This window comes from Streptomyces catenulae (assembly GCF_000718015.1).
Classification (GTDB): Bacteria; Actinomycetota; Actinomycetes; order Streptomycetales; family Streptomycetaceae; genus Streptomyces; species Streptomyces catenulae.
The window spans coordinates 18,519-44,901 of record NZ_JODY01000031.1 but is presented as its reverse complement, the minus strand read 5'-3'; the positions used below and the strand labels follow the sequence as shown (position 1 = coordinate 44,901).

Genomic DNA, 26,383 nt, shown 5'->3' with positions numbered 1-26,383 from the left:
GCGCTCTCTGTGCGTCTGCTGTCAGGCGGTGGCCGGCATGACCGGCAGGAGGCGGCTCTTGGCGCCCGGGGCGAAGGTGCCGCTGATGCGGCGCTGGCGGATGGCGGCGATCAGGCTGTTCGCCTCGCTGGCAGGCCGGGCGGGCTGGTCGAGTCGCGTTTCGGAGGCGCACGTCTTGCACACGGTGGCGGAGATGCCCGCGGGGAAGACCGCTTCGCACTGCTGGCATCGGGCGCGGGTGTCCGGGGCCGGGGGCTGCTTCGGCGTCGGCTTGGCGGGCCGGTGGGACTTCAGGCGGTAGGAGACCAGTGCGGCCGGGGAGTCGATGCGTTCCGGCAGTCGGGCGGTCAGGAGGTCGATGACCTTGTGCTGGGTGTGTCCTTCGGCGAGCCACTCGGCGGCGAGCGGGGCGAGGCGGAGTACGTCGGCTCCGCCGAGCGCCAGACGGCGATCGATCTCGCCGAGCTTGGCGAGGACGGAGGCGGCCCGGCCGGTCTCGGCGTCAGCCGGAGCGGTTGGGGTCGTCTGCTCCTGGTGCTCGATGCCCTCCTCCTGGTCGCTGGCCTCGGCCGGCTCGTCGCCGTCGGCCTTCGTCTGGGGTTCGGGGAGGAGGTTCTTTGCCTGGTTCTTTTCCCCCTTGGGGGGATCGCCGACGGGCCGGGTGTCCGGGTCGCCGACCGCCGGGATGTGGTTCATCGGGATGTCGGAGACGTGGGTCTGGGTGCGCCACCGGCCGGTGTCCGGGTCCTGGGTGCGGTGGCGGCGGAGGTACCCGGCCTTCTCCAGCGCCTTGAACGCCTTGGCGACGCTCATCTTGCCCTCGTCCACCTGCTCGGTGACCTTCTCGACGGTGACGGAGGCGCCATCCGGCAGGGACAGCAGCCGCACGAGGAGGCCGACGGCGGTGAGGGACAGCCGGTCGTGCCGGGCGGCGGCGTTGGGGATGACGGTGAAGGCACGTTCGTGCCGGTTACGATGCACTCGCATCGAGAGCCAACTCCTCTCGGTGTCGACCCCGGCGAGGTGTCTCCAGCACTGTCGACCCGGGGTCGTTTTTCTGTGCTGCGCAACCTACGCGATACTTTGACTTGGTGTCCAGCTCGCCAGCAGGCAGCCAAGGTGTCGCCTTGCTGTGTGGTGGGCGTCACTCTCCACCTGTTTCCTGAAAGGCGCCCTCGCTCCGTATATACAAGTAGAGGGTTGATCTCCTCGCTTGATGGGCCCCGGAGGGGCCCATGGGCGAATCCTCTTCGCCGTCGCCTTTTCTCCTGGGCCCCTTCGGGGCCGCTTGAAGAAGCCTTTCGCCGCTGGCCTTCGCCTTGAGCGATTCCTTTAAGGAGGAGCGGAGTTGGCTTGGTCGACATCAAACCGAAGAGAACGCCTTCCCGTGAATTGGGAGAAAATCCGTCGCCGCGTCCTGAAGCGCGACAGCCATCGCTGCACAGCCGCAGACCAATACGGCGTGCGGTGTATCGAGCCAGCGTCTGACGTGGACCATATTCGCCCCGGTGACGACCATCGAGAGGCCAACCTGACATCGCTCTGCGGGTGGCATCACCGGGTCAAGTCCTCGCGAGAGGGCGCCGCGGCCAAGGCCGCCGCGCGCAGGCGCCACGGCCGGAAATTCCGCAGAACCGAGAAGCATCCCGGCCTGCTGTGAACTCGCAGAGCTCCGGATGACTGTTGAGCCGCGCCGGCCCCCGAGGTGAATGCCTCGGGGGCCTGAGCCTGGAAAGGAGGTGGGCGATGCCCGGCCCCGTACCTAACCGCGAGGCGGACCTCGCCCGCCCCCGGGAGCGCAAGGGGTCCGACGTCCAGTCAGTGACCAAGGGAGTCCTGCGTGATGTAAAGATTCCCGATGCTGATTGTGAATGGCATCCGATTGCGCGCCGACTGTGGGATTCCCTCAAATCATCTGGCCAGTCGGACTTCTATCAGAACTCGGACTGGGCTTTCGCTTTCTCGCTCTGCGAAGACCTGAGCTATTACAAGAACTCCGGGAAGCGGAGCGGCCAGATGCTCCAGACCATCTACTCCGCGTTCGAGCGGCTCCTCGTCGCCGAGGGCGACCGGCGCCGTGTGCGCATCGAACTTCACGAGCCTGAGCCCGAGGAGCAGTCCGCGGCCGTACTCGCCATCGCCGACTACAAGAAGGAGCTGGGGCTCGCCGAGTGAGGCGAGCCGCCCTCCCGGCGGTCCGACCGACGAGGGGAGGTGAGTCCCATTCCAGCCCTCACAGCAGAAGAGATCGACGACCTTGAACCGACCTTCCTCGGCCCGACGTGGCAGAAGGGAGCCGATGGTTCCTGGAAGCTCCCCGAGCGCACCCTCGGATGGCAGATCGCAGGCTGGGCTGCTGAGTTCCTCAAGGCCGAGGACGGCGGCCCCTGGCGTTTCACGAGCGAGCAACTGCGCTTTGTCTTGTGGTGGTACGCGGTCGATGAGGCCGGTCGTTTCGTTTACCGCAAAGGTGTTTTGCAGCGTCTAAAGGGCTGGGGCTTATAGCAAGGACCCTCTTCTCGCCGTAATAAGCGTGGTCGAGTTCGTGGGGCCCTCACGCTTTTCGCACTGGGGCCCAGACGGACAGCCGGTTGGCGTCCCGCACCCGCAGGCGTGGGTGCAGATCGCGGCCGTCAGCCGTGATCAGACGCGCAACACGATGACGCTGATGCCGTCTTTGCTCTCAGACAAACTCATCGAGACGTACGGCATCAAGGCTGGGGCCGAACTGATCCGCGCGAACGGCGGCCGGCAGAGGCTCGAAGCAGTCACCTCATCGTTCCGCGCCCTTGAGGGCGGCCGAGTCACTTTCACAGTGCTCAACGAAACGCACCATTGGGTGAGTGGCAATAACGGCGACCGTATGTACGAGACGATCGACGGTAACGCGACGAAAAAGGACTCGCGCTATCTGGCGATCACGAACGCCTTTCTCCCCGGCGAGGATTCCGTCGGGGAGAAGATGCGTGAGGCGTACGAGAAAATCCTTGAAGGCCGTGCGGCCGACGTGGGCTTCATGTACGACTCCGTCGAGGCCCACCCCGCGACTCCGCTGACGCCGGAGGCAATCCGGATCGTCCTACCGAAGATCCGCGGCGACGCCATCTGGCTGAAGGTCGAGACGATCCTCCAGTCCATCCTGGACACGACCATCGCACCTTCGCGCTCGCGCCGGATGTGGCTGAACCAGATCGTCGCCTCCGAGGATGCCCTCTACGGCCCGGCCGAGTGGGACGTCCTGCGCGACGAGTCTCTCCACCTCGACCCCGGCGACGAGATCACCCTCGGCTTCGACGGCGGCAAGACGGACGACTCGACTTGCCTGGTGGCCGTCCGCACCTCGGACATGGCTGCTTTCGTCCTGGGCCTGTGGGAGAAGCCGGATGGCCCGAAGGGTGACGGCTGGATCGTTCCCCGGGCTCAGGTCGACAGCGCCGTGCACGACGCGTTCCGCGTCTTCGACGTGACGGCGTTCTACGCCGACGTGGCCCTGTGGGAGAGCTACATCTCCGAGTGGGACGCCGCGTACGGCGAGGGCCTGGCCGTGAAGGCACCGGGCAAGGACGCGATCGGCTGGGACATGCGCTCCAGCCTGAAGCTCTCCACCATGGCCCACGAGCGGCTGATGCGGTCGATCTTCGATCGCAAGCTGAAGCACGACGGTGACCGCAAGCTCCGCCGGCACACGCTGAACGCGATGCGCCGCTCGACCAACTACGGCGTCTCCTTCGGCAAGGAGAGCCGCGAGTCGCCGAAGAAGGTCGACGCGTACGCCGCGCTGATGCTCGCGCACGAGGCCCTCGTCGACTTCCGCGCCCGAGGCAAGAAGGTCCGCAAGCGGACCGGCCGGGGCTATTTCCTTTAACTCGATTGCGATTTCTTAGCAAGGTGTGTTCTTGGTTGTGCCCGTTTCACCTGCTGCGCTCGCGCGGCAGCTCCTCGCCGTTTTGAACAGGGACGGCGGTCGACTGAAGAGAATCGACGACTACCTCCACGGTCGTCACGCCGACCCGTACATGCCACCGCAGGCCGACGACGAATACCGCCTCCTCGCGCGCCGCGCGGTCTCGAACTGGATGCCCCTCTTGGTCGGCACCCCGGCCCAGGCGCTGTACGTCGACGGGTTCCGTCCGGGAAGCGCCAAGGACGGGTTGCCCGCCGAGGTCGAGACATCCTCACCGGAGTGGGAGCACTGGCAGAGGTCACGCCTCGACGCCCGGCAGGCCGCCGTGTACCGAGGCGCGCTGGCGTACGGTCACGCCTTCACCGTCACCGAGCGGGACGACAAGGACGGGCTGGTCCACACGAAGGGGCTGTCCGCGCTGCGGACAGCCGCGCTGTACGAGGACCCGGCGAACGACGACACCCCGCACGCGGCACTGACGGTCACGGCCTGGCCTGCGGGCGATGGGCGCGGCAAGGCGCGGATGTGGGATGCCGCGCACGAGTACGCCGTGACCTTCCGCGGCCTTGATGACGAGAAGAGCATCACGGTCGCCCGGCTGCGACGGCATGGCTCGTCGGAGTGCCCGGTGACCCGGTTCGCCTCGCTCGTCGACCTGGAGGGCCGGACGCTCGGCGTCATCGAGCCGATGATCGCTCTTCAAGATCGAATTAATCAGACCATTTTTGATCTCTTGGTCGCGCAAACTTACGCATCGGTGAAGGTGCGGACAGCCACCGGCATGGCGCCCCCCGTCCAGCGCGACCCGGAGACAGGCGAGGTCGTCTACGACGAGCAGGGCAACCCCATCCCCCTGCCGATCAACCACAACGCGAAGAGGTTCCTTTTCGCGGAGGACCCGGACGTGAAGTTCGGCAGCCTCGACGAGACCCCGCTCGGCGGATTCATCGACAGCGTGGACATGTCCATACGCCACCTCGCCGCCGTCAGCCAGACCCCACCTCACCACCTCCTCGGGCAGATCGCGAACCTTTCGGCCGAGGCACTCCTCGCCGCCGAGACCGCGCTGAGCCGCAAGATCGCGGAGTTCCGGACCGCTTTCGGTGAATGCTGGGAGCGGGTGTTCCGGCTCGCCGCAGAGCTGTCTGGTCACCCGGCAGGGGATTTCGCGGGCGAGGTCATCTGGCGCGACATGGAGTCGCGGTCCCTCGCCCAGGCCGCAGACGCTCTCGGCAAGCTCCGCGAGCAGCTCGGTATCCCCGCCCGCGGCCTGTGGCGACGGGTACCCGGCGTGACGCAGACGGAGCTTGAGGACTGGGAGCAGAAGGCCGAAGAGGACGACTCGGTCGGCCAGTTGGCCACGGCGCTGACCCGTGCCACCCCTGATTCCCCGGCCCCCTCCACGGCGGTTGCGGCATGACTGGTGTGGCACGGCGGGCGGAGACCGAGCGGGCATCAGTGGCGTTCCACGCCGCGCTGAGCCAGATCGGCGCGAAGACCACGGCCGAGGCCCTGTCCTTGTGGGACGAGGTGCCGGCCGCGCAGCGCGCGGCCGCGGCGTCGGGGTGGCTTCGGCGGGCGATCACGCTGGTGATGTCGAGGCGGCGGATGTCGCGTGATCTCGCTCGGGCCTACTACCGGCTCGCCCGCGCTCTTCAGACCGGTCGCACCGTCGCCGACCCGTACCACCCCGAGCCGACGCACGTCACGCTCGGAGACCTCCGGCGGGAGTTCGCCGCACTGGCCGGCTCCTACTCTCCCGCCGACAGACAGGCGGGCGGGGCCGCGACCGGCGAGTCCGGGGAAGCCCCGTCCGCCCGTGATGACGAATCCGGCCCTCCCGGTCAGGGCACCCAGGCGGTGCCCAAGGTCGACGACGGTCCAGAGCTCGACGACGGAGACGACGACTGGGAGAAGGTGCTCGTCGAGGAGCTCGACGGGCTCCGCGAGGAAGAGGAGCGCATCGAGCGGGAGGCGGAGGAGGAACTCCGCACAGTCCTGGATGCGCTCGGCACGCAGAACCTCGACCGGCGACTGTCTCAGGTCGACGACGAGCAGACCGCGAAGAACGCCGATCAGCAGCGTGCCGAGGCTCACCGCCAGGCGGGCGCCCAGCAGGCTGCCGCCGCCGGTCGAGTCGCGATGAACGGCGGTCGGTCGACGACGTGGAGCCACATGCGGCGTGACCGCCGCTCCCTCGGGTACGTCCGGCTGTCCCGTACGGGAACGCCGTGCGGCTGGTGCGCGATGCTGATCAGCCGGGGTCCGGTCTACAAGTCCCGCGAGTCCGCCACGTTCGCGGACGGCGACCGCTACCACGACACCTGCCATTGCTACGCGGCCCCGATCTTCAACTGGCAGCAGTTCCAGGGCTCGGAGCTGACCGCGTTGTCCCGGGAGTACGCGGACCTGTGGCCCAAGGTCACCAAGGGCCTGAGCGGCAAGTCCGCTGTCAGCGCCTGGCGGCGCTTCATCCGCCAGAAGCAGAGAGCCGCAGCCCAGGAGGCGCGGCCCACCCCGAGCACAGCCCAGGAGGCGTGACCCTGTCCGAGCAGAACACCCCCGCGACCGAGACCCCCGCCCCCGGGGAGACCACCGAGCCGAGCGGCGAGGAGCAGCCCGCCGACACCCCGGGCGAGAACCCGGAGGGCGCCCTCCCCGAGTGGGCGCGCAAGGAGCTGACCAAGGTCCGCGGCGAGGCCGCCTCGTACCGCACGCGTCTCCGCGACGCCGAGGAGAAGCTCTCCGAAGCGAAGTCGCCGGAGGAGTTCGAGGCCGCGCTCGCCGAGGTGAAGACGAAGAACGCCGAGCTGGAGCGCTCCGTCCTCGTCGGCTCCGTCGCCCGGAGGTTCGAGCTCCCCGACGAGTTCGCCTCCCGCCTGCGCGGTGACACCGCCGAAGAGCTGGAGGCCGACGCGAAGGCCCTGCGATCTCTCCTCGCCCCCACAGCCCCAGCAGCTCTCGCCGGTGGGCTGAATCCGTCCGACGAGGACGACGGAGAGATGGACCCGCGAGCACTCGCTCGGCGATCCCGGCGGTTTTAGCCGTCCGCGTCCTCAAGGAGCCCCAGCGTCTTGACGACCGCAAGGACGATGGCGAACCCGCCCGCGAAGGCCATCGCTCCGTACCGAAGGCTCTCCCAAACAGGGCGGCGGGCTGCCAGAGCCATTGCGACCGCACTGAGTCCAATGACGGCGGAAGTTAGCAACACCATTGATACGTAAAGCTTCTTGCGTGTCTGCGGACTCATTGCCGCGCCCCTTCACTCGGGGCCGCCCCCAGCGCGTAGCGCACCAGGAGACGGCCTATCGCCGAATACTGATGCCCTACGCAGCTCGCTCTTGCCGCGCTCTCCTGCTGCTCTACTCGTGTGCGCTCAGGACGTAGCGCCGGTGTGTGCCCCAGGAGATGCGGGGAGGCACGACGCGAAGATAGCGCTCGCCCAGGCCGCTGTGCAACCAGACCCCCACAGTCCGTAGTCGGGCTCAGATAGAGGTACCACCATTTCCACACCCCAGCACCAGGTAGTAAAGCCCCAGAAGCTCGTCAATACGGCAGTCGGAATGCTCGAACAGGAGCTGATCGTCCCGAACCTGTTCCAAAAGCAGGGGATCGACAGGTTCAAGGGCGCCGACAACGACACGATCTCCATGAAGGTTGAGGGAATCCTCCCCTTCCACGACTATGCGTGGCGCAACGACCGCTCGCAGCCGATTCAGTTTGACGAGTACAGCGAGCGGAAGATCGCTGTCTCCTTCGGTGGCAATAGCTATTCAGCTGTCAAGCTGACCGACGAGCAGAACGATTTCGATATCGACCAGTGGTCGAAGCTTCTCCGGCCGCAGGTCAAGGCGGTCTCCCGCGGACTCCAGCGTCGCGCGGTGAAGACCCTGACAGGCCAGGAGTACGCGGTGTCCATCGGCGGCGCCGAGCAGAACCTTCGGTCGGCCCTTATCGAAGCGCGAAGGGTCCTCAACGCGTTTCACGCACCGAAGGAGGGCCGCTATCTCCTCGTCGGCTCCGACTTCGAGTCGGCTCTTCTGAACGACGAGAAGCTCAATCTGGCTCAGAACGTCGGTGATTCGGAAGCAGAATCCGCGCTGCGTACCGCGAGCCTCGGCGAGCGATTCGGCTTCCGGATCGTCGTCGACCAGACGATTCCGAGCGACGCCGCGTACGCTTTCGCGTCCAGCGGGTTCATCTTCCTTTCCGGCGCCCCAGCCGTTCCGCAGTCCGTTCCGTACGGCGCGACGACCAGCTTCGAAGGCATCGCGCTGCGCTGGATTCGCGACTACGACTCGATGTACCTCCAGGACCGCTCGGTCGTGAACGTCTACAACGGCTTCCGGTCGGTGACAGACATTCTCGTCGGCTGGGACGACGCCGCAGAGAAGGAAGTCATCAGCTCGCAGGAGCACTTCGTACGCGGCATCAAGCTCTCCCTGGACGGCAAGTCGGAGTACCCCGAGGCCGCCTCCGAGCTGGCCAAGATCACGGGTGTCTCCGACGCGAAGGTCTGGGCTCCGACCAGCCCGAAGCCGGAGGGCGACCCCGCCAACGCCTGATCCTCCGCCTTGCAGGGGCCGGTGCCGTGTGTGCCGGCCCCTGCTCGGCCTGCCCGAAAGGAGGTCGACGCGTGGCATACGCAACGCTCGACGAACTCAAGGGTCGCCTGGACTGGGAGCTCGATAGCGATGAACTCCGCATAGCCGAGGCCGCGTTGGAGGATGCGTCCGACCTTGCGGTGACTTACGGGCGTGAGTGGCCGGATGCTGCGGTTCCGCGCCTGGTGAAGACGCTCGTGCTGAAGTCCGCGGCGAGGTACCTGCGCAATCCGAACGGCTACACCCAGAGCCGCGCAGGAGACGAGACGCTGACCTGGTCCGACGCGCACGGCCGCGACGCGGGCAGCGTCTACTTCACGCGCGAGGAGATCCGGCTCCTGGAGGAACTCGCCGGCCGCAGGCGCGGCCTCACGAGCGTCCCCGTCTCGGCGTGGGGCACGACGCTCCGCTCCGGGCGGTCCACGGTCCCCGTCGACTACCTCGGCGCCCCGTTCCCCCTGTTCGCCGACGAGGCGAGCCCGTGGTGAGCGTGCAGCGGCGCCGTGGTCAGAGGGCGCGCGTCTGGCGAACGGTCGAAGTCGTCGATAACCGAGGCAACACGGTGATCACGCCCTCGCCTGACGGGCCGATCGAGGTGAGGGCTGCCTTCATCCCTCAGCGGTCGTCCAGGGCGGAGGTGCCCGGTCAGCAGCAGATCAACGTGACCACGATGATCGTGGACGCTGCGGTGGACGACGTCTCCCTGTGGTCCCGCGTGGAATACAACGGGCGCGAGTGGGACATCGCCTCCCCGCCCGCCTATCACCACGGTGACCGACGCACGCGCCACTGGAGCATCGACCTGCGGGAGCGGCCCTGATGGCGACCGTCTACAGCAGCGTGGGTGGCAGGAAGCTCTCCAAGGTCATCGCGCTCAACGATGCCGTACAGGCGGAGGTCGCCGCGCGCACCTTCGAGATCGCTGTGCGTGCGGAGGAGATTCTCCAGCAGCACCGCGCCGACGGGCACGCGGAGATCGTCATCGAAGAGGGAAAGATCGATAAGTACGTCATCCTCTCCGACGATCGCGGCCAGAAGGCTGCCCTGTCGATCGAATATGGCCGCAAGGCATCTGTAGTTGTCCGTAGGGACAAGCACGGAAATGAATTCCTTGATGTCGTCCCCGAGATGGATGGTCTTTACATCCTGGCCACCGCATCGAACTTGTCCAAGAAGCGGAAGGGCAAGGTGAAGGTCGACTAATGGCCGGAATACCAGAGCACATCAAGGCTCTCGCTGAACTGTCCCCAGTCGAAGACCTCTTGCTGGCCATCCTGCGTAAGGGGCTCCCGGGGATTCGGGTGAAGTCTCTCATCGACCAGCACGAGACTTTTCCCGTGGTGCTCGTACGCCGTGATCCGTCTTTTGGGCAATGGGCCGCCGACACGCGTTTCACGGACTCGGCACGAGTGGCGGTCAATGTCTTGGTCTCCGATCCGAACGGTGATGAGGACGCGGCCATCCTCTCCGAGGCCGTGCGCGTCACCTTGCGGAACGCTTGGCTGAACCCTCAAGTCATCCCAGGTCGGGGACACATAACCCGTGTCGATGTGAGCTCCTCGCCTCGCCGTGCACCGGACTGGGCCACAGCGCAGGGCCCTGTGCAATACGCCGATCTGCCCACGGGGATCTGGCGGTACGAGTCGGTTTACGACATCCAGATCCGGAAACCGCGTACTCGCCCTTACCCCCTCCCCCACTAAGTACAGCAGAGAAAGGCCCGGCCCCTCTGGGGCGCGGGCCTTTTTTCATGCCCGCATGAAGGAAACTTCTTTTTTGGCGCTTAACGACAACGCAACCCTGGTCGTCGGCTCCGGCAACTACCTGACTTCTCCGGTCGGTACCGCCATGCCCGATGACCTGCTGGTGCCCACCTCGCCTTGGCAGAACGTCGGCCATACCTCCTTGGAGGATGTCTTCGGCATCACTTCTGAAGGCGGCGAGGCCACCACGATCGGCACCCTCCAGAACAAGAGTCTCCGGACGAAGTATTCGGCCCGCACGGAGACAATGACTTTCACGCTTCAGCAGTTCGACACGGCTGGGCTGCGGCTCTACTTCGGCGCCAACGCACCTATTCTTCCGGACGGTTCGGTGGGTGTTCCTGCCGACCCGGTTCCCACGCAGTCGGCCTTCCTCGCCATTTTCATTGACGGTGAGAATCACTTTGCGTTCTACGCTCCGAAGGCGGAGATCTACCGCAACGACGACATGTCGATTTCGGACACCGAAAGTCTCGCCGGCCTGCCGCTCGGTGTGAAGCCGATGACGCTCGGCACCAATTCGTGGACGTACGCCGTCACGCCGCTCGGCGGCACGGTCGCGACTGGTGCCACCGCAGGGGCGCCCGGCACCTACACGCCGGCCGGAGCTGTCGCCCCTGTCGACCTCTCCGCCCTGGGTGCCGTGATCGCCACCCCGACGAGCGCGTGGGCCCCCGACCAGCACGTCGTGCTCGGCGACAGCTCGAAGGCGCACTGGGACGGCTCGGACTGGGTGGCCGGCTCCGCCGTCTGACCTCGCCTTCAGCCCGGCGCGAGCGCACGCGGCCCCGCCGCGCCGGGCGCCTCTCCTTCGGTCCGCTCCCAACTTCTGGAGGTCAGCACACCATGGCATCTTTCTCCCTCGACACCATCCGCGCAGCCGCCGAGGCCCGGTATAGCAGTACGGACATCGAGCTCGGCGACAACACCGTTCGCCTCCTCAATCCGCTCCGGCTGCCGAAGGCGAAGCGCACGGCGCTGTCGCAGCTCCAGGACCGTATGGGCGGCGAGGGCGCCGACCAGGAAGAGCTTCTGTCCGAGGCCATCCGTCTCGTCGCCGAGCGGCCTACCGCGGCCGACGACCTCCTGAACGCCGTGGACGGTGACCTCGCCGTCCTGGCGGAGATCTTCGACCGGTACGGCAAGGGCACCCAGGTGGGGGAAGCCTCGGCCTCTGCCGCCTGATCGACGAGTACGGCGAGGGCCTGTACCCGGATCTGCTGTACCACTTCGGCGTGGACCTCGCCGAAGTGATCGCAGGTCGCGGGCCCTCGCCCACGTTGGTCCTCGCCCTGGTGCAGAGGCTGCCCGACACCTCCTTGACCGTCGCCCTCGCGTCGGGCGGCAGGGAGCACTTCGGCTGGGGCGCAGATCGCCACCTGGCCGCCGACATCTTCGACGCGGTGAACCAGAACACGCGGGCCACGGGCCAGTGGGGCGGCAAGGGAAAGGCCCCGAAAATCCCGTCATACCCCCGCCCGGAGGCCAAGGCGAAGCCGAAGGCCACCAAGCAGGTCACCTCCGTGGCCGCGCTCTACCAGCACTTCCAACGGAGGTAGCCCTTGGCAACAGGGCAGATCATCGGTCGTGTCGCCGTCAAGGTCCTTCCCGACACAGCGGACTTCCGCAGGCGGGCGGAGCGTCAGCTCGAACGTGTCGAGCAGCAGCTCGACAAGATCAAGGTCTCCGCGACGCTCGACGTGTCCGGCCTCTCGCGCGAACTCGTCGAGGAGATCCGGAAGATCAACAAGCGGAACCGGCAGCTCGACGCGCGCAAGATCCGCTTCTACACCACGATCAGTACCGCCGGGATGGCCACCGCCGTCCGGAACGCAGCCCGCGATCTTCAGCACCGCGCCAACGCGCAGAAGATCGACTTCAAGGTTGACGACCTCAAGGCCACCGGCAAGGTCGAGCTGGAGCTCGACGAGCAGTCCGCCGAGCGCGTCAAGCACAAGCTCAAGGACTGGGCCGACGATCTCAGTCCGCTGAAGATCAAGGTCGAGCTCGACATCCCCAACGGGGCCGGGGCCCGTATCTCCGCCCGCCTCCAGGTGCTCACGCGCCCGCGTACGGTGCCGATCGTCCCGAAGTTGGACAGCACCGCCGTGACGAAGGTCGCCACCGCGCTGGCCGCACTGTCGGGCGCCCGCGTGCTGAACCGGATCTTCGAGCGTCTCAGCAACACCCTCAAGAACCTGGACAAGAGCGTGCCGATCATCGGCAGCCTGTCCCTGGCCATCGCGGGCCTGGCGGGCTGGGGGCTGTCGGCTGCGAGCAACCTCGCCGCCCTGTCCAGTTCGCTCGCGCAGATCGGCGCGACGGCCCTGCTCCTGCCCGGCCTGCTGGGCGGAATGGCGGTCGGCCTCGGTACGACGGTCGCCGCGTTCAAGGACTTCAACAAGGTTCTGCCGGAGGTCAAGACTCAGCTCTCGGCGCTCCAGGACACGATCTCCGAGAACTTCTGGGCGAGGGCTGCGGCGCCCATCCGCACGATGGTCGACGAGCTCCTCCCGGAGTTCACGGCCGGGGTCTCCAAGACCGCCACGCAGCTCGGTGGGTTCTTCGGCGGTCTCGCCACGTCTCTTCAGGGCGCGCTCGATCCGGCACTCGCCCAGATGTTCAACGATCTGTCGTCGTCGATCAACATCGCGACGGCGGGCACGAGCGCGTTCGCGAACATCATCGCCGTCCTCGGCCAGGTCGGCACGAGCTACCTGCCCGACCTGGCGCAGTGGTTCGTCAACATCAGCCAGCGGTTCTCCGACTTCCTCACGGCGTCCGAGGGGAACGGCAAGCTCAAGGGCTGGATCGACGAGGGCATTCAGTCCCTCAAGGACCTCGGCTCAGTTCTGCTGAACGTCGGCGGCATCCTCGCCGGCATCGCCAGGGCGGCCGAGGCTGCGGGCGGTTCCTCGCTCGGGATGCTGGCCGACACGCTCGGCAAGATCCACGAGACGGTGGACAGCCCCGGGTTCCAGGCTGGCCTGACCGACGTCTTCGCCGCGGCCCACACGGCGATGAGCGCCATCGCCACCCAGTCGGGACCGGCGGTGAAACGATTCTTCGCCGAGTTCGGGAGCCTCCTTGCGGAGCTCCTCCCGCAGGTCGGCGAGATCATCGGCACCGCCTTGGACGCGGTCGCCTCGGCGCTGGCACAGCCCGCGGTGGTCGACGGCGTCAAGGCGATGGTCGACGGCATTCAGACCGCCGTCGAGGCCCTCGCCCCGGCGATGGCCCCGCTGGGCCAGGCGCTCGGCGCGCTGATGACGGTGATCGGCACGTTCGCCGCGATGCTCGGCCCGCTGGTCGCCGCCGCGCTCGTTCCGCTGGCCAACGCGTTCACGGCGCTGGCGCCGTCGATCACGCCGCTCATTCAGCTGCTCGGCGGTGCGCTGACGCAGGCGATCCAGGCCATCTCACCGGCCCTGACGCAGCTCGTTCCGGTGATCGGCGAGGCGCTGCGCGATGCCTTCCAGTCGCTGAGCGGCGTCCTGCCGGTCATCGCCGAGGCGTTCGGGCAGATCGTCACGGCGTTGGCGCCCGTCATCGGGCAGCTCGTGGGCGCGCTCGCTCCGATCCTGCCGATCATCGCGGCGCTCTTCGCTCAGATCTTCTCGGCACTCGCGCCGCTGGTGTCGACCTTGGCGTCCGCGCTGGCGCCGATCCTGCCGGTCCTGTCGGAGGCCCTCCAGCAGGTGCTGACGGCGCTCCAGCCGATCATCCAGGTCGCGCTTCAGATCGTCACGGCGGTCATCAAGCCGCTGTTGCCGATGCTGAGCGAGGTCATCCAGGCGGTTCTTCCGCCGCTGGCTGACGCGATTCAGCGGCTGCTCGAAGCGCTCCAGCCGGTGTTCGACGCCCTGCTCAAGGTCGTCGACTTCCTGATGCCGGTGCTGGTGCCGGTCATCCAGTTCATCGTCGAGCTGCTGGCCAACAGCCTGGTCGACGCTGTCAACGGCGTCGCGCTCGTCTTCGAGGGGCTCGTTCAGATCGTCAAGGGTGTCTGGGACACCATCGTCGGCGTCCTGAAGATGGCGTGGGGCCTGATCGAGGGCCTTTTCACCGGCAACTTCTCGACGCTGAAGGCGGGCTGGTCGCAGTTCTGGTCCGGCATCTGGAGCTTCGTCAAGGGCATCTGGGACACCATCCTCGGCGGCTTCAAGACGTTCCTCAGCGTCGGCATCCTCGGCGCGGCTGGCAAGGGGTTGAAGGCCGTCGGCGCGGCGTTCAAGTCGGGGTGGCAGGCCGTGAAGGCGTTCGGCGAGGCCGCGTGGAACGCGATCAAGTCCGGCTTCAGTTCCTTCGGCTCGTTCCTCGCGAACCTCGGCAGTTCGATGATGTCCCGTCTCGGCAGCCTGTTCTCCGCAGGCTGGTCGGCGATCAAGGACGTGGCCAGCAGGGCGATGTCCGCCCTCGGGCGTGCCATCTCCACCGGCATCACCGCGTCGATCGGTTTCGTCCGCCAGCTCCCGGGCCGGGCCAAGGACGCGCTGAGCAATCTCGGTTCGACTCTCGTCGGGGCGGGCAAGGCGCTGATCCGGGGCCTGATCGACGGCATCAAGTCGATGTTCGGTGCGGTGAAGAACAAGCTCGGCGAGCTGACTTCCAAGCTGACCGATTGGAAGGGCCCGGCTCCGAAGGACGCCGTGCTCCTCTACGACGCCGGGCGGCTGATCATCCAAGGTCTGGTCAAGGGCTTGGAGTCGGAGTTCGACAGCGTCAAGGCGGCGCTCAACGACCTCACCGAGCAGATCCCCACGAACGCCTCCAAGGGGCTGAAGGACCGGATCAACAAGGACCGCACCCAGCTTCTGAAGCTCGCAGCCCAGTGGGACAGCGGGGCGAAGCAGCTCGAAGCGGCCCGCGACAGGCTCGACAGACTCCGTGAGGAGGCCGCGGACTACGCGTCCCGCGTGGCGGACAAGATCGTCGACACGGGCAACGTGACCCGGTTCGAGGACTCCTCGTTCCAGGGGATCGTCACCGGCCTGCAAACGGCGGTCGAACAGGCGAAACGATTCGCCGTGGCTCTCGCCGATCTGAAGGCCCAGGGGCTGAATCAGGAGGCGATCGACCAGATCGCCAGTGCTGGGCCGGAGGCTGGCCTCTCTGCGGCCGAGTCGATCGCGGCGGCCGGCAAGGACGGCATCGCCGAGATCAACCGTCTGCAAGAGGAACTCGCCAAGTACGGCAAGCAGGCGGGGAAGACGGCCTCGGACGCGATGTACGCCAACGGCGTCGCCATCGCCGAGGGCCTGGTCAAGGGCCTTGAGGCGAACCAGGCGTCCATCGAGAAGCAGATGCTCAAGATCGCCGACTCCATGGTGGCGGCGATCAAGAAGAGCCTCGGCATCCACAGCCCGAGTCGCGTCTTCGCCGCCCTCGGCTCTTTCGTCGGCCAGGGCTTCGCCCGGGGCATCGAAGGCGAATCCGACCGCGTGGCGAAGGCCGTGGACGCCATCACGGCCCGGCCCGGCGCGGCGGATTACGCCGGTGCCGCCCGCTCCGTCTCGGCCGCCGTCGCCCACGGGCTCGGCGCAGGTTCCCCCGGGGCGGTGACCAAGGTTCTCAACTACTACGCGGCTCCCGGTGCGTCGCTCAGCTCCCAGGAGGAGCTGTTCGCCGCGACCGGCCGTGCACGAATGATGGGGTGGTGAGTGACTGCTGACTGCGCTCCTACTGCAAACCGAGCGTGACACGCTCGATCTCAACGGGGTCGCGACTGGTGGCGTCGGTTTCCAGGCCACGACCGGGTTGACCGGTCTCGGCCTGCCCTCTGTGTCCGCCCAGTGGCTGGAAGGTGCGGGGGACGGCGCCCGGTTCCGGGGACAGCGTGTTCTCCCTCGGGACCTCGACGTTCCCCTCGACATCGTGGGCCGGGACAGGCGGCATCTCCGGCAGCTCGTCTCCCGCCTCGCGCGGGCGGTGGCCGGGGAGTGCTCCCTCGTCCTGGTCGACGATGAGGGGGCCCGCTGGACAACGCCCGTGTACCGCACGGGCGGCGGGGACATCGATCTCCCCAGCGGCAACGATCTGCAAACCGTCCTCACCTTCCGGGCGCCCGACCCGTACTTCACCGCCGGGGCTGTCTCCACTCAGACCGTGGGTGGAGACCCTGGCAGTCAGCCGTTTCTCTCGTCCCTCGTCTCGCTGCCCCTCGCGGCCAGCCAGGCAATCGGCGAAGTGCAACTCGACAACGCCGGTGACGCCGACGCCTACCCCACGTGGACGGTGTACGGGCCCGGTCGGGACCTGACCGTTTCCTCACCAGCTGGAGAGACGCTCCGGTGGACCGGCACGCTCTCAGCGGCGGAGAAGCTCGTCGTGGACGTTCGAGCCGGAACGGTGAAGGACGGCGCCGGGGCGAACCGGTACGCGGACCTCGCGCCGGCCCCCCGTTTCTGGACCGTGCCTCCCGGCACCTCGACCTCGACCGTCAGTCTCCTCGACACCACCGCGACCTCCAAGGTCGTGTGCTCGTGGAGGCCGCGCCGATGGATGGTGATCTGATCTGAAGCTGAATGACCTCACCGTCGAGGTCCGCGACAAGAAGCTGACCCGCGTCGGTCTGGTCCGCCCCGAGGATCTCGTGCTCGAAGTCCAGGACACCTTCAACAACGTCGGCTCCTGGAAACTCACCCTGCCCACCGAGCACCCGCTCACCGAAGCTCTGCGAGTGCCAGGCGCCGGGCTGATCATCACCGGCCCCGCCGACGTGCTGATGTCCGGGCCGGTCACCTCGTTCGAGTACGCGGCCACTCCGGAGGATCGGCGGGGGTCGGTCGTCTTCGACGGGGTTTCGGACTCGGTGGCTCTGCTCGACATGTTGGCCTGGCCCGAGCCGTCGAATCCCGACGTGACGACGCAGTCAGCCAGACACGACGAGCGGACGGGACCGGCCGAGACGCTGATGCACGCCTACGTCGCGGCGAATTGCGGACCGGCGGCACCGGCCGCCCGACGCCGGGCGGGTCTGGTCATGGGGCCGGACCGAGGACGAGGGCCGGTGGTGAGCAAGTCTGCGCGGTTCCCGACCCTGGGTGAGCTGCTGACCGCTATCGCGGTCGTGGCGGACCTGGGCTTCCGCATCGTCCAGCGCGCAGACAGCCTCGTCTTCGAGACGTACCAGCTCGCTGACCGCACCAAGGAGGTGCGACTCGATGTCCTCGCGGGCACCCTCGCGGGCCAGCGCGTCTCGGTCTCCACGCCCGGCGCCACCCGCGTCATCGTCGCGGGCCAGGGAGAGCAAGAGGGCCGGACGTTCGTCCCCGTCTCCAGCGACGCATCCGAGGATGCCGAGGCTGATTGGGGACGGAGGATCGAGCGGTTCGTCGACCAGCGCAACACCGACGACCTCGACGAGCTCGCCCAGGCCGGCAACGAGGTCCTGGCGGACGAGGGGCACACCTCAACCACGGTGCAAGCAGTGCCGGTTGAGGATTCCGCGGCCGAATTCGGCGTGGACTGGAACCTCGGTGATCGCGTGACCGTCATCGCGGGTGGCCGCGAACTGACGGCACCGGTCACCGGGACCGTCGTCAAGGCTGGGAGCGACGGGTTCAAGACCGGCGCTCTCCTCGGGGACCCCGCCAACCTCGACCCCGGCACCGCCACCGCGAAGCGTGCGCAGGGCACAGAGCGCCGCGTCTCCGCCCTTGAACGGAGCGCGGAAGCGTCTCCCCCTACCGTGGCCCCAGCCCCCCGGACGCCCGATGTCTTCCTGCCCGCCGATCTCGGCCTGAAGACCTGGGCGTTCGATCCCGGGCTGGGCATGTCCTCCTTCGTCTACCCCTCGTCCGGCTCCCTGCGGATCACGGCCGTCCCACTCCACACGACCACGACGGTCTCGCAGATCGTGTGGCACGTCTTCGGATACGCGGGCGGCCTCCTCTCCGGCAGTAACGCCGGGATCTACGACTCCACGGGCACGCGCCTGGCCCAGGTCGGCGACATGTCCGGGGAGAAGAAGCTTCCCGGCGTCCACAACGTCGGCGGTGCGACCGTCGGCGCCCGGCTGACCGAGAGCGTCACGTTGTCACCCGGTATCTACTACGTCGCCTGGTTCTTCAGGTACACGGTGAAACCCGTCGATGGCCCCGCGCTCCTCGTCGCCGACTCCGCCGCCTCCGCACCGCCGGGGCGCCTCGGCCTGACCAACGTTCATCGCTTCGGGGCCGTCTCGTCCGTTTCGGGCCTGCCGACGCGGCTCGACTTCAACGCCTTCGAGGGCGGCCCCAACCGCTTCTGGGCCGGCCTCGCGTAATGAAAGGAGCCGCTCCGTGGCGGTAAGTTCCTACCCTTTCGACGGTCAGTCCACGACCGAATCCCAGTACAGCAGGCTGTTCCGGGAGCTCCAGGACTCGGGAGTCGTCGGCACCGCCGACGGACCGGACCTGAAGGTCTCCGCGAACGGCTCCGGTATGACGGTCGCCGTCCGCCCAGGTCTCGCGATCTTGCGTGGGCACGCCGTGTTCTCCACAGCTGTCGAGAACCTGAGCATCGCCGCACCCGACAGCGCCGAGCGCCGAGACCGCATCATTCTCCGTCTGGACCCGGCGGCGAACCGCATCGACCTCACCGTCCTCAAGGGGGCGCCCGGCGAGGCCGCCCTTGAGCCGACGCAGACCGACACCGGTGTCTTCGAGCTGTCGCTCGCGGAGGTGAGGGTCTCCCCAGGCGTCACCCACATCTCGCCCGAGGCCGTGACCGACGGGCGACGCTACTGCGGATCACGCATCGGCACATGGACGACGAGCACCCGGCCGTCGGCTCCTCGCGTCGCTCAGCTCGGTCTGAACCGCACCACGAAGACGTGGGAATACTGGGATGGGATGTCCTGGGCAGACCTCGCCCCCGTGGTCACCTGGTCGAACATCTCCGGGAAACCCTCGACGTTCACCCCGAGCGCGCACTCCCACGACTGGGACGCCGTCACGGGCAAGCCGAGCACGTTCCCTCCGTCGAGCCACACGCACGACTGGGGGACGATCTCCGGGAAACCCTCCACGTTCGTCCCGGCCACGCACTCCCACACATGGTCCTCGATCTCCGGGAAGCCCTCGACGTTCCCGCCGAGTTCTCACTCGCACGGCTCCTACCTGGAGGCCGGAGACACGATCGCGTGGGCGAACGGCTCTAAGCAGCCCCATCGTCGTGGCGTCTCCGGCTCCGGCACGTACTACGCGGTGTGGGTCCGCGGCGACGGTGGCTTCTGCCGGAACACTTCCTCGATCCGCTTCAAGGAGAACGTCCGGGACTTCGGCGTCACCCCCGATGACGTTCTCGCGCTGCGCCCGGTTGTCTACGACCGGAAGCCGGAGGACGGCCAGCCCGGTCGGAAGGACGAGGTCGGGCTCATCGCGGAAGAAGTCGAGAAGACCCTTCCGTGGCTCGTGAACTACCTGGACGGCGAGGTCGACGGCCTCCGCTACGACCTCCTCGGCGTTGCTCTCCTCCCGGTTGTACAGGACCAGCAGGCGCGCATCGAAGCGCTGGAGGCCCGGTTGGCGGAGGCCGGGTGATGGAGCCGGACGTCCAAGTCGCCCTGGTCTCCGCAGGCGGTGCCGTGACCGTCGCCCTGGTCGGAGTCCTGGTGGAGCTCGTCCGCCGCCAGGGCCGGGCGCTGGGCGAGGTCCGCGAGCACACCGAAGAAGCCCGCCACCAGGTCGCGAACACCCATACCACGAACCTGCGCGACGACGTGGACCGCGTCCTCGACGGAATGGAGCAGCTCCTCGCGGGCCAGCTCCGCCATGACGAAGCGCTCGGCCGGCACGGCGACGAGATCAACGGCGTGCGGACCGATATCGCGCACGAGCGGAGCGAGCGTCTGGCCGTGGCCGAACGGCTCGACGAGCACATAGCGCGCGCTCCCCTGAACTGACCAATCACAGCAGGGCCTTGCCTCACATCGGGGCGAGGCCCTTTCGTATATCCGAAGGAGTACCTCACTCAGTGGCACGACCGCAGATCTACCCGAAGGCCGACGCCAAGTCCCAGTGGTTCCAGACGCGTTACCCCGGCGCGACGATGAACGCCAACGTCGGCGTCATCCACACGACGGAGGGAACCGACTGGCCGTCCTACGGCGGCGGCGCCTCGGCCCCGACCCTCACCGCCAAGCCGGACTTCAAGGCGAAGAAGCTCCTCTTCCGCCAGCACTTCCCCATCGACAAGAGCGCTCGCGCCCTGGTGAACCTGCGCGGCGGCACCGAGACGAACACGCTCAACGCCTTTCAGATCGAGCTGACGGGCACCTGCGACCCGTCCACGCACGCGAAGTGGACGAAGGCCGGGTACGCGCACATTTACTGGCCCGAGGCACCCGACTGGGCTCTCCGGGGCCTCGGTGAGCTGTTCGCGTGGCTGGACAAGGAGCACGGCATCCCGCTGAAGTGCTCGGTGAAGTTCCTTCCCTACCCGAAGTCGTACGGTTCGGCGGGCGGCCAGCGGCTGAGCGCCAGGGCGTGGCAGGGGTACTACGGGTGGCTCGGCCACCAGCACGTACCGGAGAACTCGCACGGCGACCCGGGCAACTTCCCCATCGCCAAGGTGCTCGCGTACGCCAAGGGCACCACGCCCCCGAAGACGCCGACCCCCTCCAAGCCGACGTCGCGGATCGCCGCCCTGTCGTCCGCCGTGAAGCCGGGCGGCCGGCACTCTCAGGTGAGGGATCTCCAGCAGCTCCTCATCAAGGCCGGGTACGGCCCGATCAAGGGTGCGGTCACCGACTTCTACGGGGTGAACACCCAGGGGGCGGTTGCCCGCTTCCACGACCGCAACCCGAAGTACAAGTCGATCGGGCTGGTCCGTGATCCGCGGATCGGGCCGTCCGGGTTCGTCGCCCTTCAGAAGATGGCGGGCCGCCGATGAGCAAGATGCAGACGCCCGGCTTCAAGCCGGTCTCGCTGGTGAACCTGCTCCCCGTCCGCTACCGCTCGCGGGTCGGCGCCGTGCTGGCCGCGCTCGGCGTGGTGGTCAGTGTGCTGTCCGTGGCGTGCGCGGACCGCCCGGAGGTCGCGGTGATCGTCCAGATCCTGACGGCACTCGGGGTCGTCGCCCCGTCCGAGGAGCAGACGGACGAGCTGATCGAGTAGCGACAAAGGCCCCGTCGACCTCTCCCGGTCGGCGGGGCCTTCTCGTCATTGCGCTACTTGTTCTTGGACTGCTCAATCTCGGCGATCGTCCTGACCCGGGCTCCTCGGGATTGCGTCTTCTTCGCCGCTGCCTTCTTCGCCGCTGCCTTCTTCGCGGGTGCGGCGGCCTTCTTCGCTGTGGCCCTCGACGCGGGCCTGACCGGCTCCGGAGCGGCTGGCGGTAGCTCTGCGTCGGAGACGCCCCGGTCGGCGTGGTTACCGTCTTCTACCTGTGGCTTCTCGGCTTCGAGGATTCCCTCCAGGACGCCCGCGTGGTCGGCGCAGCGGTCGGTGCAGGCCGTTCGCTCCTCCTCCGTGACGGTGTACCGACGGGCCTCGACCCCGACCCGCTTGCACACATCGCAAACTCGCACGCTGACCAGCACAACCTGGCCCCCATTTCGATTGTCTTGACGAGTCAAAGTATCGCGTGTCAGTGTAGGGGCTGTATGGGCCACCAGAGTCTTTACATCGGGGGTTGTCACGCATTGGAAGGGGACGACATGCCCGCCAAGAGCAAGATCCAGGACGAACAGGAGGCAATCCGCTGGATTGAGGAGGGGAAAACCTACTCCTGGATCGTCGAAAAGTACAAAGAGAAGTACAACATAGAGACGACCCCTTCACTCTGGGCCTCCTTCCGGTCCCGAAGGGGACTGAAGAGGCGCACCGCAAGGAATACCGACCTCATTCCCTGGACAGTGAAGGAAGAGCACTGGTTCGCCTACCCTTTGGCGATGCTGCGCATTGAGGCGCGCTTGCGCGAAGGGTTCGACCTGCGCGATGTAGATGTCAAGCGTCACGCTTCCTGGAGGGAATTCCTGGAAGCAGAAAACGCTGTCGTTTATTACGACCCCGAGACGGAGGAAGGGTTTCACTACGTCCCCCGCGAGGACGGCGACACCGACATCATCCGCCAGCCCAAGCAGGCTACACGCAAGCGCTGAATAGCCAGCCCCCTAGGGGTCCAACCCCCACTTGAGCTGTACGAATACCCCTCACCTCCGCCCCAGGGATGACGCCCCCTGGGGTTGTTCTACTTCAGGAGTAGTTACTCCCTCCTCTCCTCTACACGTCAGTAGGAATTCCTCCACTGGGCCCTTCGTGGGCTTGACCAGCCCAAACGGGAAGGCCAAACTCTGAACAAGAGTTCAGTTTCTGTGTTCTCGACGAGCGGGGTCGTCGAAAGTGTTTGTGGAGAGGAGCCGGTGCATGTTGCACGGCCAAGGGGAGGTCTCCGAAATGGAGGGGGGAGCGGCTGAATGCCATGAAGTCCGTGCGTCTTTGATTGCACTGCACGTCGACCAAGGCAACTTTGACTTTCACATCACGGCAATGCCCGGATACCGGGCGAGCGAAATGCGCCGAACGCTGGCCCTCGCGAAATCCCAGGGGCTCATCCTGCCCGACGAGGAGGACCGCGAGCCCGAGCTCCTGGAGGACGGCTCGGTCCGCCTCCACCTGATACCCGCAGCCAAGATCTGACGAAAGGCGACACCCAGAGTGCCGATTCGGCTCACAGACCTACCCCACCACGCCCCCGGCGTCCCACGTGACGGGTGGGGCCGCCCTCTCGTCGTCCCCAAGGGCGGCGGCCGGCCTCGCAGCCTGACCCGGGCCACGACCTTCATCGACGCCATTGAGGACAAGTCGACCCTGACCGCATGGGGTAAACGGATGGTGCTGGTCGGCGCCGCCGCGCAGCCATCGCTGCTGGATCGAACGCGAGATCTTGATCCTTCGTCTCGCGAGGGGAAAGCCGCCCTCAACTCCTTGGCGGAGCAGGCCGTCGGGCTGGCCGGCGGGCACACCAAGCGGGAGAAGGGAACTCACCTTCACGCGCTGTCGGAGGTCGTCGACCAGGGCGCCCCCCTCCCCTCCGGCACATGTCCGGCAGACCTGGCCGACATGGCTGCGTACAAGCTCTCCACGGTCGCCTTCGACGTGATGGCGATGGAAAAATTCGTCGTCGTCCCCGAACTGGGCGTCGGAGGGACGTTCGACCGCATGGTCCGCTACAGCGGCCCCGGTCCGGACGGCGAGCGCATCGAGGGCCTGTTCATCGCCGACCTCAAGACCGGGTCGGTGGAGTACGGGAGCCTCAAGATCGCTTCTCAGCTCGCGGTTTACAGCCGGGGCGAGCTCTACGATCACAGCAGGTTCCCTGCGGATCTCAGCGACGCGACGGCGTTCGCGCGCTGGAAGAAGAGGGAGGTGCCCGCCGACGATGCCGCGTCCGCGTACTCGCCACTGCCGCCGGTGAGTCAGGAGTGGGGGATCGTGGTTCACCTCCCCGCAGGCACAGGCGAGTGCACCCTGTACTGGGCCGACCTACGGCTGGGCTGGGCCGCGGCCAAGCTCGCCGGAGAGGTCCGGGCGATGCGGGGCGTCAAGGGTGCCCTGCGGAGGTTCGCACCCGAGGTTGCCCTCCCAGCAACGATTGCGTAATCTTAGCAAGGAGCGGGCGCACTGCCCGATGCTGCAAGAGAGGGGTTCCGAGTGGCCGAAGACGGCCTGTCCATCGAGATCGACATCCCGTTCGGGGGTGCCGCCGATCCGACCATCCGCCTCAGCGGCCCGAAGGGGGACGTTCGCGATGCCATCGGCTCTTTCTTTTGGGGCGATTGCGACACTTTGACTAACGTGCCTCTGGCGGAGCTCGTCATCGAGGCCAGCCGCACAGCCCGGGGCGCTTCGCAGATCGTTCACGGCCTCGGCGCGAACTTCGTCCCGTCGCAGGCTGGCACCTCGGAGACGGTCTCCCCGGCGTCCTCGGCGGAGCGGTCAGAAGTGCACGCGGTTCTGGAGCAGATCGAGGCGTGCCGCACCATCGACGAGCTGAAGAGGCTGTGGGCGGAGAACCAGGCCAGGTTCTCCGACTCCGCCGTGATGGGCGCCTGGAAGGCCCGCGGCCGTGCTCTGGCGGCCAGCTCGTGATGCCCCGCCGGCTCCTCGGCGCGGCCGTCGCCGTCGCCATCGCGGCCGGTTCCCGCAGAGCCCGCGGACCTGCCCGCCCCGCATACCCCGTTCACCGACAGAGTGGAGATCATCAGTGCCCCTGAACCTCATGGACATCCCGACCGCCAACGGCGGCTGGTTCAAGCCGAAGGACAACGCCGAAGCGGTCGCAATCCTCCTGGAGGTCAAGCAGTTCGACCGGCAGCGGCCCACCCCCAACGGGCCGAAGGACAGCGTGCTCGCCGACGTGACGGTCTTCCAGACGCACGATGCACTCACCCGGCAGGCCCCGGAGGTCTCCAAGGGGCAGCGCATCGAACAGACCATCCTCGCCCGGGACCTGGAGACGGTCGTCGGTGGAGCGGTGCTCGTCACGGTCGCCCAGGTCCCGCCCTCGAAGCCCGGCGCGCACCCCGCGTGGGTGTGGAGGCAGGTCACCGATATGGGCATCCGCAAGCAGGTTCTGGCCTACGCGGAGCAGCGCGACGCGGCCGTCCAGTCGGCTGTCGCGGATGCCCCGTCCTTCGACTGACGTCAGCCGGCAGAAGGGGGCGGCCCCGCGCCGCCCCCTCCCCCTCAGCGATTGGAGTGCACATCCTTACCCCTGGCCGATCCCTGGCTCTTCATTCGGAGTCGGGCCGTGAGCTCCCCCGCGTCGAGGCGTTCTCGGACCTTTACTCCATCGGCTGCCACCCGCGTCACGGCGAGGTCGTGATGATCGCGGGCCGGTCCGGTACGCAGAAGAGCGGCTTCGCGCTGTTCTGGGTGGCTCAGATGAACTTGCCGACGCTGTACTTCAGCGCGGACATGAGCGCCTTCACCGCGAGCAGCCGTCTCGCCTCCATGGCGACCGGCGACACCACGGAGATGGTCGAGGCGGGCATGGCGGCCGGCGACCGGTACCGCGAGACGTACGTGAACGCCCTGCGGGGCTCGCGGATCACCTTCTCCTTCGGCAGCCCGATCACGTGGCGCGCGGTCGACGAAGAGCTGGAGGCATACGTCGAGCTCTGGGACGCCTACCCGGAGGTCTTCGTCTTCGACAACCTCATGGACTTCGAGAACGCGGAGTCGGACTACACGGAGCAGATGGCCGTCATGTCCGGCCTTACCGAGCTGGCCCGCGCGACGGGCGCGACCGTCATCGTCCTTCACCACGCGTCTGACAAGTCCTGGGAGGCGAAGTCCGATCCGTGGGCACCACCGTCCCGCGACCAGGTCAAAGGCGGGCTGTCGGAAAAGCCGGAACTCTCGCTGTCCGTGGCGCTGGACCCCACGTCGATGGAGTTCAAGACCGCGGTGATCAAGCAGCGGATGGGCGCCTGCGATCCGACCGCGAAGCGGTACGCGACCCTGCGGTGCCATCCCGAGGTGACGCGCTTTTCGAAGGTGGAGCGCCTCACGCCGCTCGCCCGGACTCCGGTGCCGCAGTGGTCGCCACTGGACGCGATGAAGAAGGCCGCTTGACCAGAGAGGATTGCGAGATCTTGACAGACGTGGCGGCCAGGAACCGCAGGAACAAACGGCGAGGGGCCTCCTGGGAGGCCGAACTCCGCGATGAACTACGGCGCACCGGCCTCGACGTCGAGCGCCTCCGCCTCACCGGCAAGGACGACGAGGGAGACCTCGTGATCCGCCGGGGTGACGGCCGCTTCCTGGTCGTCGAGGCGAAGAACGCGCGGTTCGAGCCGGGGACCTTCATCGGCGAGGCCGAGAAGGAGCGCGCCTCCTTCGCGCAGCACCGGGGGCTCGACCCCGCTGCGGTCGACTCGGTGGTCATCGTGCGGCGCAGAGGCGCGAGCTGGCGCCGAGCGTACGTCCTGACCACGGTCGAGGCGTACTTCGAGCTGGAGGCCGACCGGTGATCACTCACGAGGAGACCGAAGAGCTCAGGCGCCTTGCCCGTGAGCTGGGCGATCTCTTCGCCGACGGGGCAGGACCGCAGGATCTGACCGGGCTCGGCTACGACCAGGGAGCGGAGAGCTTTCGCGGGCGGAGGGTCGCGTGAGGCTCCGC

The 26,383-nt window shown here is 67.3% G+C and carries 31 protein-coding genes; 28 read left to right on the top strand and 3 right to left on the bottom strand.

Going from position 1 to position 26,383, the window contains the following annotated elements:
- Positions 1–21: 21 nt before the first annotated feature.
- Positions 22–987 carry a hypothetical protein gene (locus IF23_RS0124120; protein WP_157848073.1) on the bottom strand — a complete coding sequence of 322 codons (966 nt, stop codon included), beginning with the start codon at positions 985–987 and terminating at the stop codon, positions 22–24.
- A gap of 759 nt (positions 988–1,746) precedes the next feature.
- Between IF23_RS0124120 and IF23_RS35725 the strand changes: the two genes are divergently transcribed.
- The 6 genes from IF23_RS35725 to IF23_RS0124090 are packed head-to-tail and all read left to right on the top strand — an operon-like array spanning position 1,747 to position 6,948.
- On the top strand, positions 1,747–2,175 hold the full coding sequence (locus IF23_RS35725; protein WP_030287072.1) for a phage terminase small subunit: 429 nt from the start codon (positions 1,747–1,749) through the stop codon (positions 2,173–2,175).
- A 39-nt stretch (positions 2,176–2,214) separates the two neighbouring features.
- On the top strand, positions 2,215–2,505 hold the full coding sequence (locus IF23_RS35140) for a hypothetical protein (protein WP_245655086.1): 291 nt from the start codon (positions 2,215–2,217) through the stop codon (positions 2,503–2,505).
- Positions 2,506–2,533: 28 nt separating this feature from the next.
- Positions 2,534–3,865, top strand: a complete 1,332-nt coding sequence (locus IF23_RS31590) for a terminase (RefSeq protein WP_245655085.1) — start codon at positions 2,534–2,536, stop codon at positions 3,863–3,865.
- A 37-nt stretch (positions 3,866–3,902) separates the two neighbouring features.
- Positions 3,903–5,324 carry a phage portal protein gene (locus tag IF23_RS0124100; protein WP_245655091.1) on the top strand — a complete coding sequence of 474 codons (1,422 nt, stop codon included), beginning with the start codon at positions 3,903–3,905 and terminating at the stop codon, positions 5,322–5,324.
- Positions 5,321–6,445, top strand: a complete 1,125-nt coding sequence (locus IF23_RS0124095) for a VG15 protein (RefSeq protein ID WP_030287069.1) — start codon at positions 5,321–5,323, stop codon at positions 6,443–6,445. The genes IF23_RS0124100 and IF23_RS0124095 overlap by 4 nt, the downstream gene beginning before the upstream one ends.
- Positions 6,442–6,948, top strand: coding sequence for a hypothetical protein (locus IF23_RS0124090; RefSeq protein WP_107127006.1), 507 nt, complete (start codon positions 6,442–6,444; stop codon positions 6,946–6,948). The genes IF23_RS0124095 and IF23_RS0124090 overlap by 4 nt, the downstream gene beginning before the upstream one ends.
- On the opposite strand, the gene IF23_RS35465 is transcribed toward IF23_RS0124090, so the two are convergent.
- Positions 6,945–7,073 carry a hypothetical protein gene (locus IF23_RS35465; protein WP_281180005.1) on the bottom strand — a complete coding sequence of 43 codons (129 nt, stop codon included), beginning with the start codon at positions 7,071–7,073 and terminating at the stop codon, positions 6,945–6,947. The two genes, IF23_RS0124090 and IF23_RS35465, sit on opposite strands and share 4 nt — an antisense overlap.
- Positions 7,074–7,467: 394 nt before the next feature.
- Here IF23_RS35465 and IF23_RS0124080 point away from each other — a divergent pair, with 394 nt between their 5' ends.
- From IF23_RS0124080 to IF23_RS0124005, 14 genes are all read left to right on the top strand, one after another.
- Positions 7,468–8,469, top strand: a complete 1,002-nt coding sequence (locus IF23_RS0124080; protein WP_051739851.1) for a hypothetical protein — start codon at positions 7,468–7,470, stop codon at positions 8,467–8,469.
- 71 nt (positions 8,470–8,540) lie between these two features.
- Positions 8,541–8,996 (top strand): hypothetical protein, encoded by a 456-nt coding sequence (locus tag IF23_RS0124075; protein ID WP_030287063.1) that lies wholly within the window; start codon positions 8,541–8,543, stop codon positions 8,994–8,996.
- Positions 8,990–9,328, top strand: coding sequence for a phage head completion protein (locus tag IF23_RS0124070; protein WP_078654212.1), 339 nt, complete (start codon positions 8,990–8,992; stop codon positions 9,326–9,328). The genes IF23_RS0124075 and IF23_RS0124070 overlap by 7 nt, the downstream gene beginning before the upstream one ends.
- Positions 9,328–9,711: a DUF5403 family protein gene (locus tag IF23_RS0124065; RefSeq protein ID WP_030287053.1), complete on the top strand. Its 384-nt coding sequence runs from the start codon at positions 9,328–9,330 to the stop codon at positions 9,709–9,711. The genes IF23_RS0124070 and IF23_RS0124065 overlap by 1 nt, the downstream gene beginning before the upstream one ends.
- A gap of 555 nt (positions 9,712–10,266) precedes the next feature.
- The gene (locus tag IF23_RS0124055; protein ID WP_245655084.1) at positions 10,267–11,025 is read left to right on the top strand and encodes a phage tail tube protein; all 759 of its coding nucleotides are present in this window, start codon (positions 10,267–10,269) and stop codon (positions 11,023–11,025) included.
- A gap of 92 nt (positions 11,026–11,117) precedes the next feature.
- On the top strand, positions 11,118–11,456 hold the full coding sequence (locus IF23_RS0124050; protein ID WP_030287047.1) for a phage tail assembly protein: 339 nt from the start codon (positions 11,118–11,120) through the stop codon (positions 11,454–11,456).
- Between the two features lie 50 nt (positions 11,457–11,506).
- The gene (locus IF23_RS0124045) at positions 11,507–11,830 is read left to right on the top strand and encodes a hypothetical protein (RefSeq protein WP_245655083.1); all 324 of its coding nucleotides are present in this window, start codon (positions 11,507–11,509) and stop codon (positions 11,828–11,830) included.
- Positions 11,831–11,833: 3 nt separating this feature from the next.
- Positions 11,834–15,931, top strand: coding sequence for a phage tail protein (locus tag IF23_RS0124040; RefSeq protein ID WP_051739850.1), 4,098 nt, complete (start codon positions 11,834–11,836; stop codon positions 15,929–15,931).
- 121 nt (positions 15,932–16,052) lie between these two features.
- A complete protein-coding gene (locus IF23_RS0124035; protein ID WP_245655082.1) occupies positions 16,053–16,784 on the top strand; it encodes a phage distal tail protein in 732 nt (243 codons plus the stop codon).
- Between the two features lies 1 nt (position 16,785).
- Positions 16,786–18,537, top strand: coding sequence for a siphovirus ReqiPepy6 Gp37-like family protein (locus IF23_RS0124030; RefSeq protein ID WP_078654211.1), 1,752 nt, complete (start codon positions 16,786–16,788; stop codon positions 18,535–18,537).
- 16 nt (positions 18,538–18,553) lie between these two features.
- Positions 18,554–19,795 carry a tail fiber domain-containing protein gene (locus tag IF23_RS0124020; RefSeq protein WP_030287037.1) on the top strand — a complete coding sequence of 414 codons (1,242 nt, stop codon included), beginning with the start codon at positions 18,554–18,556 and terminating at the stop codon, positions 19,793–19,795.
- Entirely contained in the window at positions 19,795–20,157 is a 363-nt protein-coding gene (locus tag IF23_RS0124015) for a DUF2746 domain-containing protein (protein ID WP_030287035.1), read from the top strand. The genes IF23_RS0124020 and IF23_RS0124015 overlap by 1 nt, the downstream gene beginning before the upstream one ends.
- Positions 20,158–20,228: 71 nt before the next feature.
- Positions 20,229–21,146: a peptidoglycan-binding domain-containing protein gene (locus tag IF23_RS34670; protein WP_030287033.1), complete on the top strand. Its 918-nt coding sequence runs from the start codon at positions 20,229–20,231 to the stop codon at positions 21,144–21,146.
- The gene (locus IF23_RS0124005; protein WP_030287031.1) at positions 21,143–21,370 is read left to right on the top strand and encodes a DUF7439 family protein; all 228 of its coding nucleotides are present in this window, start codon (positions 21,143–21,145) and stop codon (positions 21,368–21,370) included. The genes IF23_RS34670 and IF23_RS0124005 overlap by 4 nt, the downstream gene beginning before the upstream one ends.
- Positions 21,371–21,423: 53 nt before the next feature.
- Here the strand turns inward: IF23_RS0124005 and IF23_RS34665 are convergent, their stop codons facing one another.
- Positions 21,424–21,795 (bottom strand): hypothetical protein, encoded by a 372-nt coding sequence (locus IF23_RS34665; protein ID WP_211266199.1) that lies wholly within the window; start codon positions 21,793–21,795, stop codon positions 21,424–21,426.
- A 117-nt stretch (positions 21,796–21,912) separates the two neighbouring features.
- On the opposite strand from IF23_RS34665, the gene IF23_RS0124000 reads away from it, so the two are divergent.
- From IF23_RS0124000 to IF23_RS34180, 8 genes are all read left to right on the top strand, one after another.
- Positions 21,913–22,356: a hypothetical protein gene (locus tag IF23_RS0124000; RefSeq protein ID WP_030287029.1), complete on the top strand. Its 444-nt coding sequence runs from the start codon at positions 21,913–21,915 to the stop codon at positions 22,354–22,356.
- A gap of 265 nt (positions 22,357–22,621) precedes the next feature.
- Positions 22,622–22,894, top strand: a complete 273-nt coding sequence (locus IF23_RS0123995; protein WP_051739849.1) for a hypothetical protein — start codon at positions 22,622–22,624, stop codon at positions 22,892–22,894.
- A 192-nt stretch (positions 22,895–23,086) separates the two neighbouring features.
- Complete coding sequence (locus IF23_RS0123990) at positions 23,087–23,857, top strand: hypothetical protein (protein ID WP_245655080.1); 771 nt, start codon at positions 23,087–23,089, stop codon at positions 23,855–23,857.
- A 51-nt stretch (positions 23,858–23,908) separates the two neighbouring features.
- Positions 23,909–24,346: a hypothetical protein gene (locus tag IF23_RS0123985; protein ID WP_030287023.1), complete on the top strand. Its 438-nt coding sequence runs from the start codon at positions 23,909–23,911 to the stop codon at positions 24,344–24,346.
- Between the two features lie 115 nt (positions 24,347–24,461).
- Positions 24,462–24,899 (top strand): hypothetical protein, encoded by a 438-nt coding sequence (locus IF23_RS0123980; protein ID WP_030287021.1) that lies wholly within the window; start codon positions 24,462–24,464, stop codon positions 24,897–24,899.
- Positions 24,785–25,834 carry an AAA family ATPase gene (locus tag IF23_RS0123975; RefSeq protein ID WP_342667932.1) on the top strand — a complete coding sequence of 350 codons (1,050 nt, stop codon included), beginning with the start codon at positions 24,785–24,787 and terminating at the stop codon, positions 25,832–25,834. Before IF23_RS0123980 ends, IF23_RS0123975 begins: the two co-directional genes overlap by 115 nt.
- A gap of 29 nt (positions 25,835–25,863) precedes the next feature.
- Positions 25,864–26,232: a hypothetical protein gene (locus tag IF23_RS0123970; RefSeq protein WP_245655089.1), complete on the top strand. Its 369-nt coding sequence runs from the start codon at positions 25,864–25,866 to the stop codon at positions 26,230–26,232.
- Positions 26,229–26,375: a hypothetical protein gene (locus tag IF23_RS34180; protein WP_157848072.1), complete on the top strand. Its 147-nt coding sequence runs from the start codon at positions 26,229–26,231 to the stop codon at positions 26,373–26,375. The genes IF23_RS0123970 and IF23_RS34180 overlap by 4 nt, the downstream gene beginning before the upstream one ends.
- The last annotated feature ends 8 nt before the right edge of the window (positions 26,376–26,383 follow it).

Bases quoted from the DNA above. Each gene is read 5' to 3' on its own strand.
- IF23_RS0124120 (WP_157848073.1), bottom strand. From the start codon at position 987: ATGCGAGTGCATCGTAACCGGCACGAACGTGCCTTCACCGTCATCCCC.
- IF23_RS35725 (WP_030287072.1), top strand. From the start codon at position 1,747: ATGCCCGGCCCCGTACCTAACCGCGAGGCGGACCTCGCCCGCCCCCGG.
- IF23_RS0124095 (WP_030287069.1), top strand. From the start codon at position 5,321: ATGACTGGTGTGGCACGGCGGGCGGAGACCGAGCGGGCATCAGTGGCG.
- IF23_RS35465 (WP_281180005.1), bottom strand. From the start codon at position 7,073: ATGGCTCTGGCAGCCCGCCGCCCTGTTTGGGAGAGCCTTCGGTACGGA.
- IF23_RS0124080 (WP_051739851.1), top strand. From the start codon at position 7,468: ATGCTCGAACAGGAGCTGATCGTCCCGAACCTGTTCCAAAAGCAGGGG.
- IF23_RS0124065 (WP_030287053.1), top strand. From the start codon at position 9,328: ATGGCGACCGTCTACAGCAGCGTGGGTGGCAGGAAGCTCTCCAAGGTC.
- IF23_RS0124055 (WP_245655084.1), top strand. From the start codon at position 10,267: ATGAAGGAAACTTCTTTTTTGGCGCTTAACGACAACGCAACCCTGGTC.
- IF23_RS0124050 (WP_030287047.1), top strand. From the start codon at position 11,118: ATGGCATCTTTCTCCCTCGACACCATCCGCGCAGCCGCCGAGGCCCGG.
- IF23_RS0124015 (WP_030287035.1), top strand. From the start codon at position 19,795: ATGGAGCCGGACGTCCAAGTCGCCCTGGTCTCCGCAGGCGGTGCCGTG.
- IF23_RS0124005 (WP_030287031.1), top strand. From the start codon at position 21,143: ATGAGCAAGATGCAGACGCCCGGCTTCAAGCCGGTCTCGCTGGTGAAC.
- IF23_RS0124000 (WP_030287029.1), top strand. From the start codon at position 21,913: ATGCCCGCCAAGAGCAAGATCCAGGACGAACAGGAGGCAATCCGCTGG.
- IF23_RS0123995 (WP_051739849.1), top strand. From the start codon at position 22,622: ATGTTGCACGGCCAAGGGGAGGTCTCCGAAATGGAGGGGGGAGCGGCT.
- IF23_RS0123990 (WP_245655080.1), top strand. From the start codon at position 23,087: ATGGTGCTGGTCGGCGCCGCCGCGCAGCCATCGCTGCTGGATCGAACG.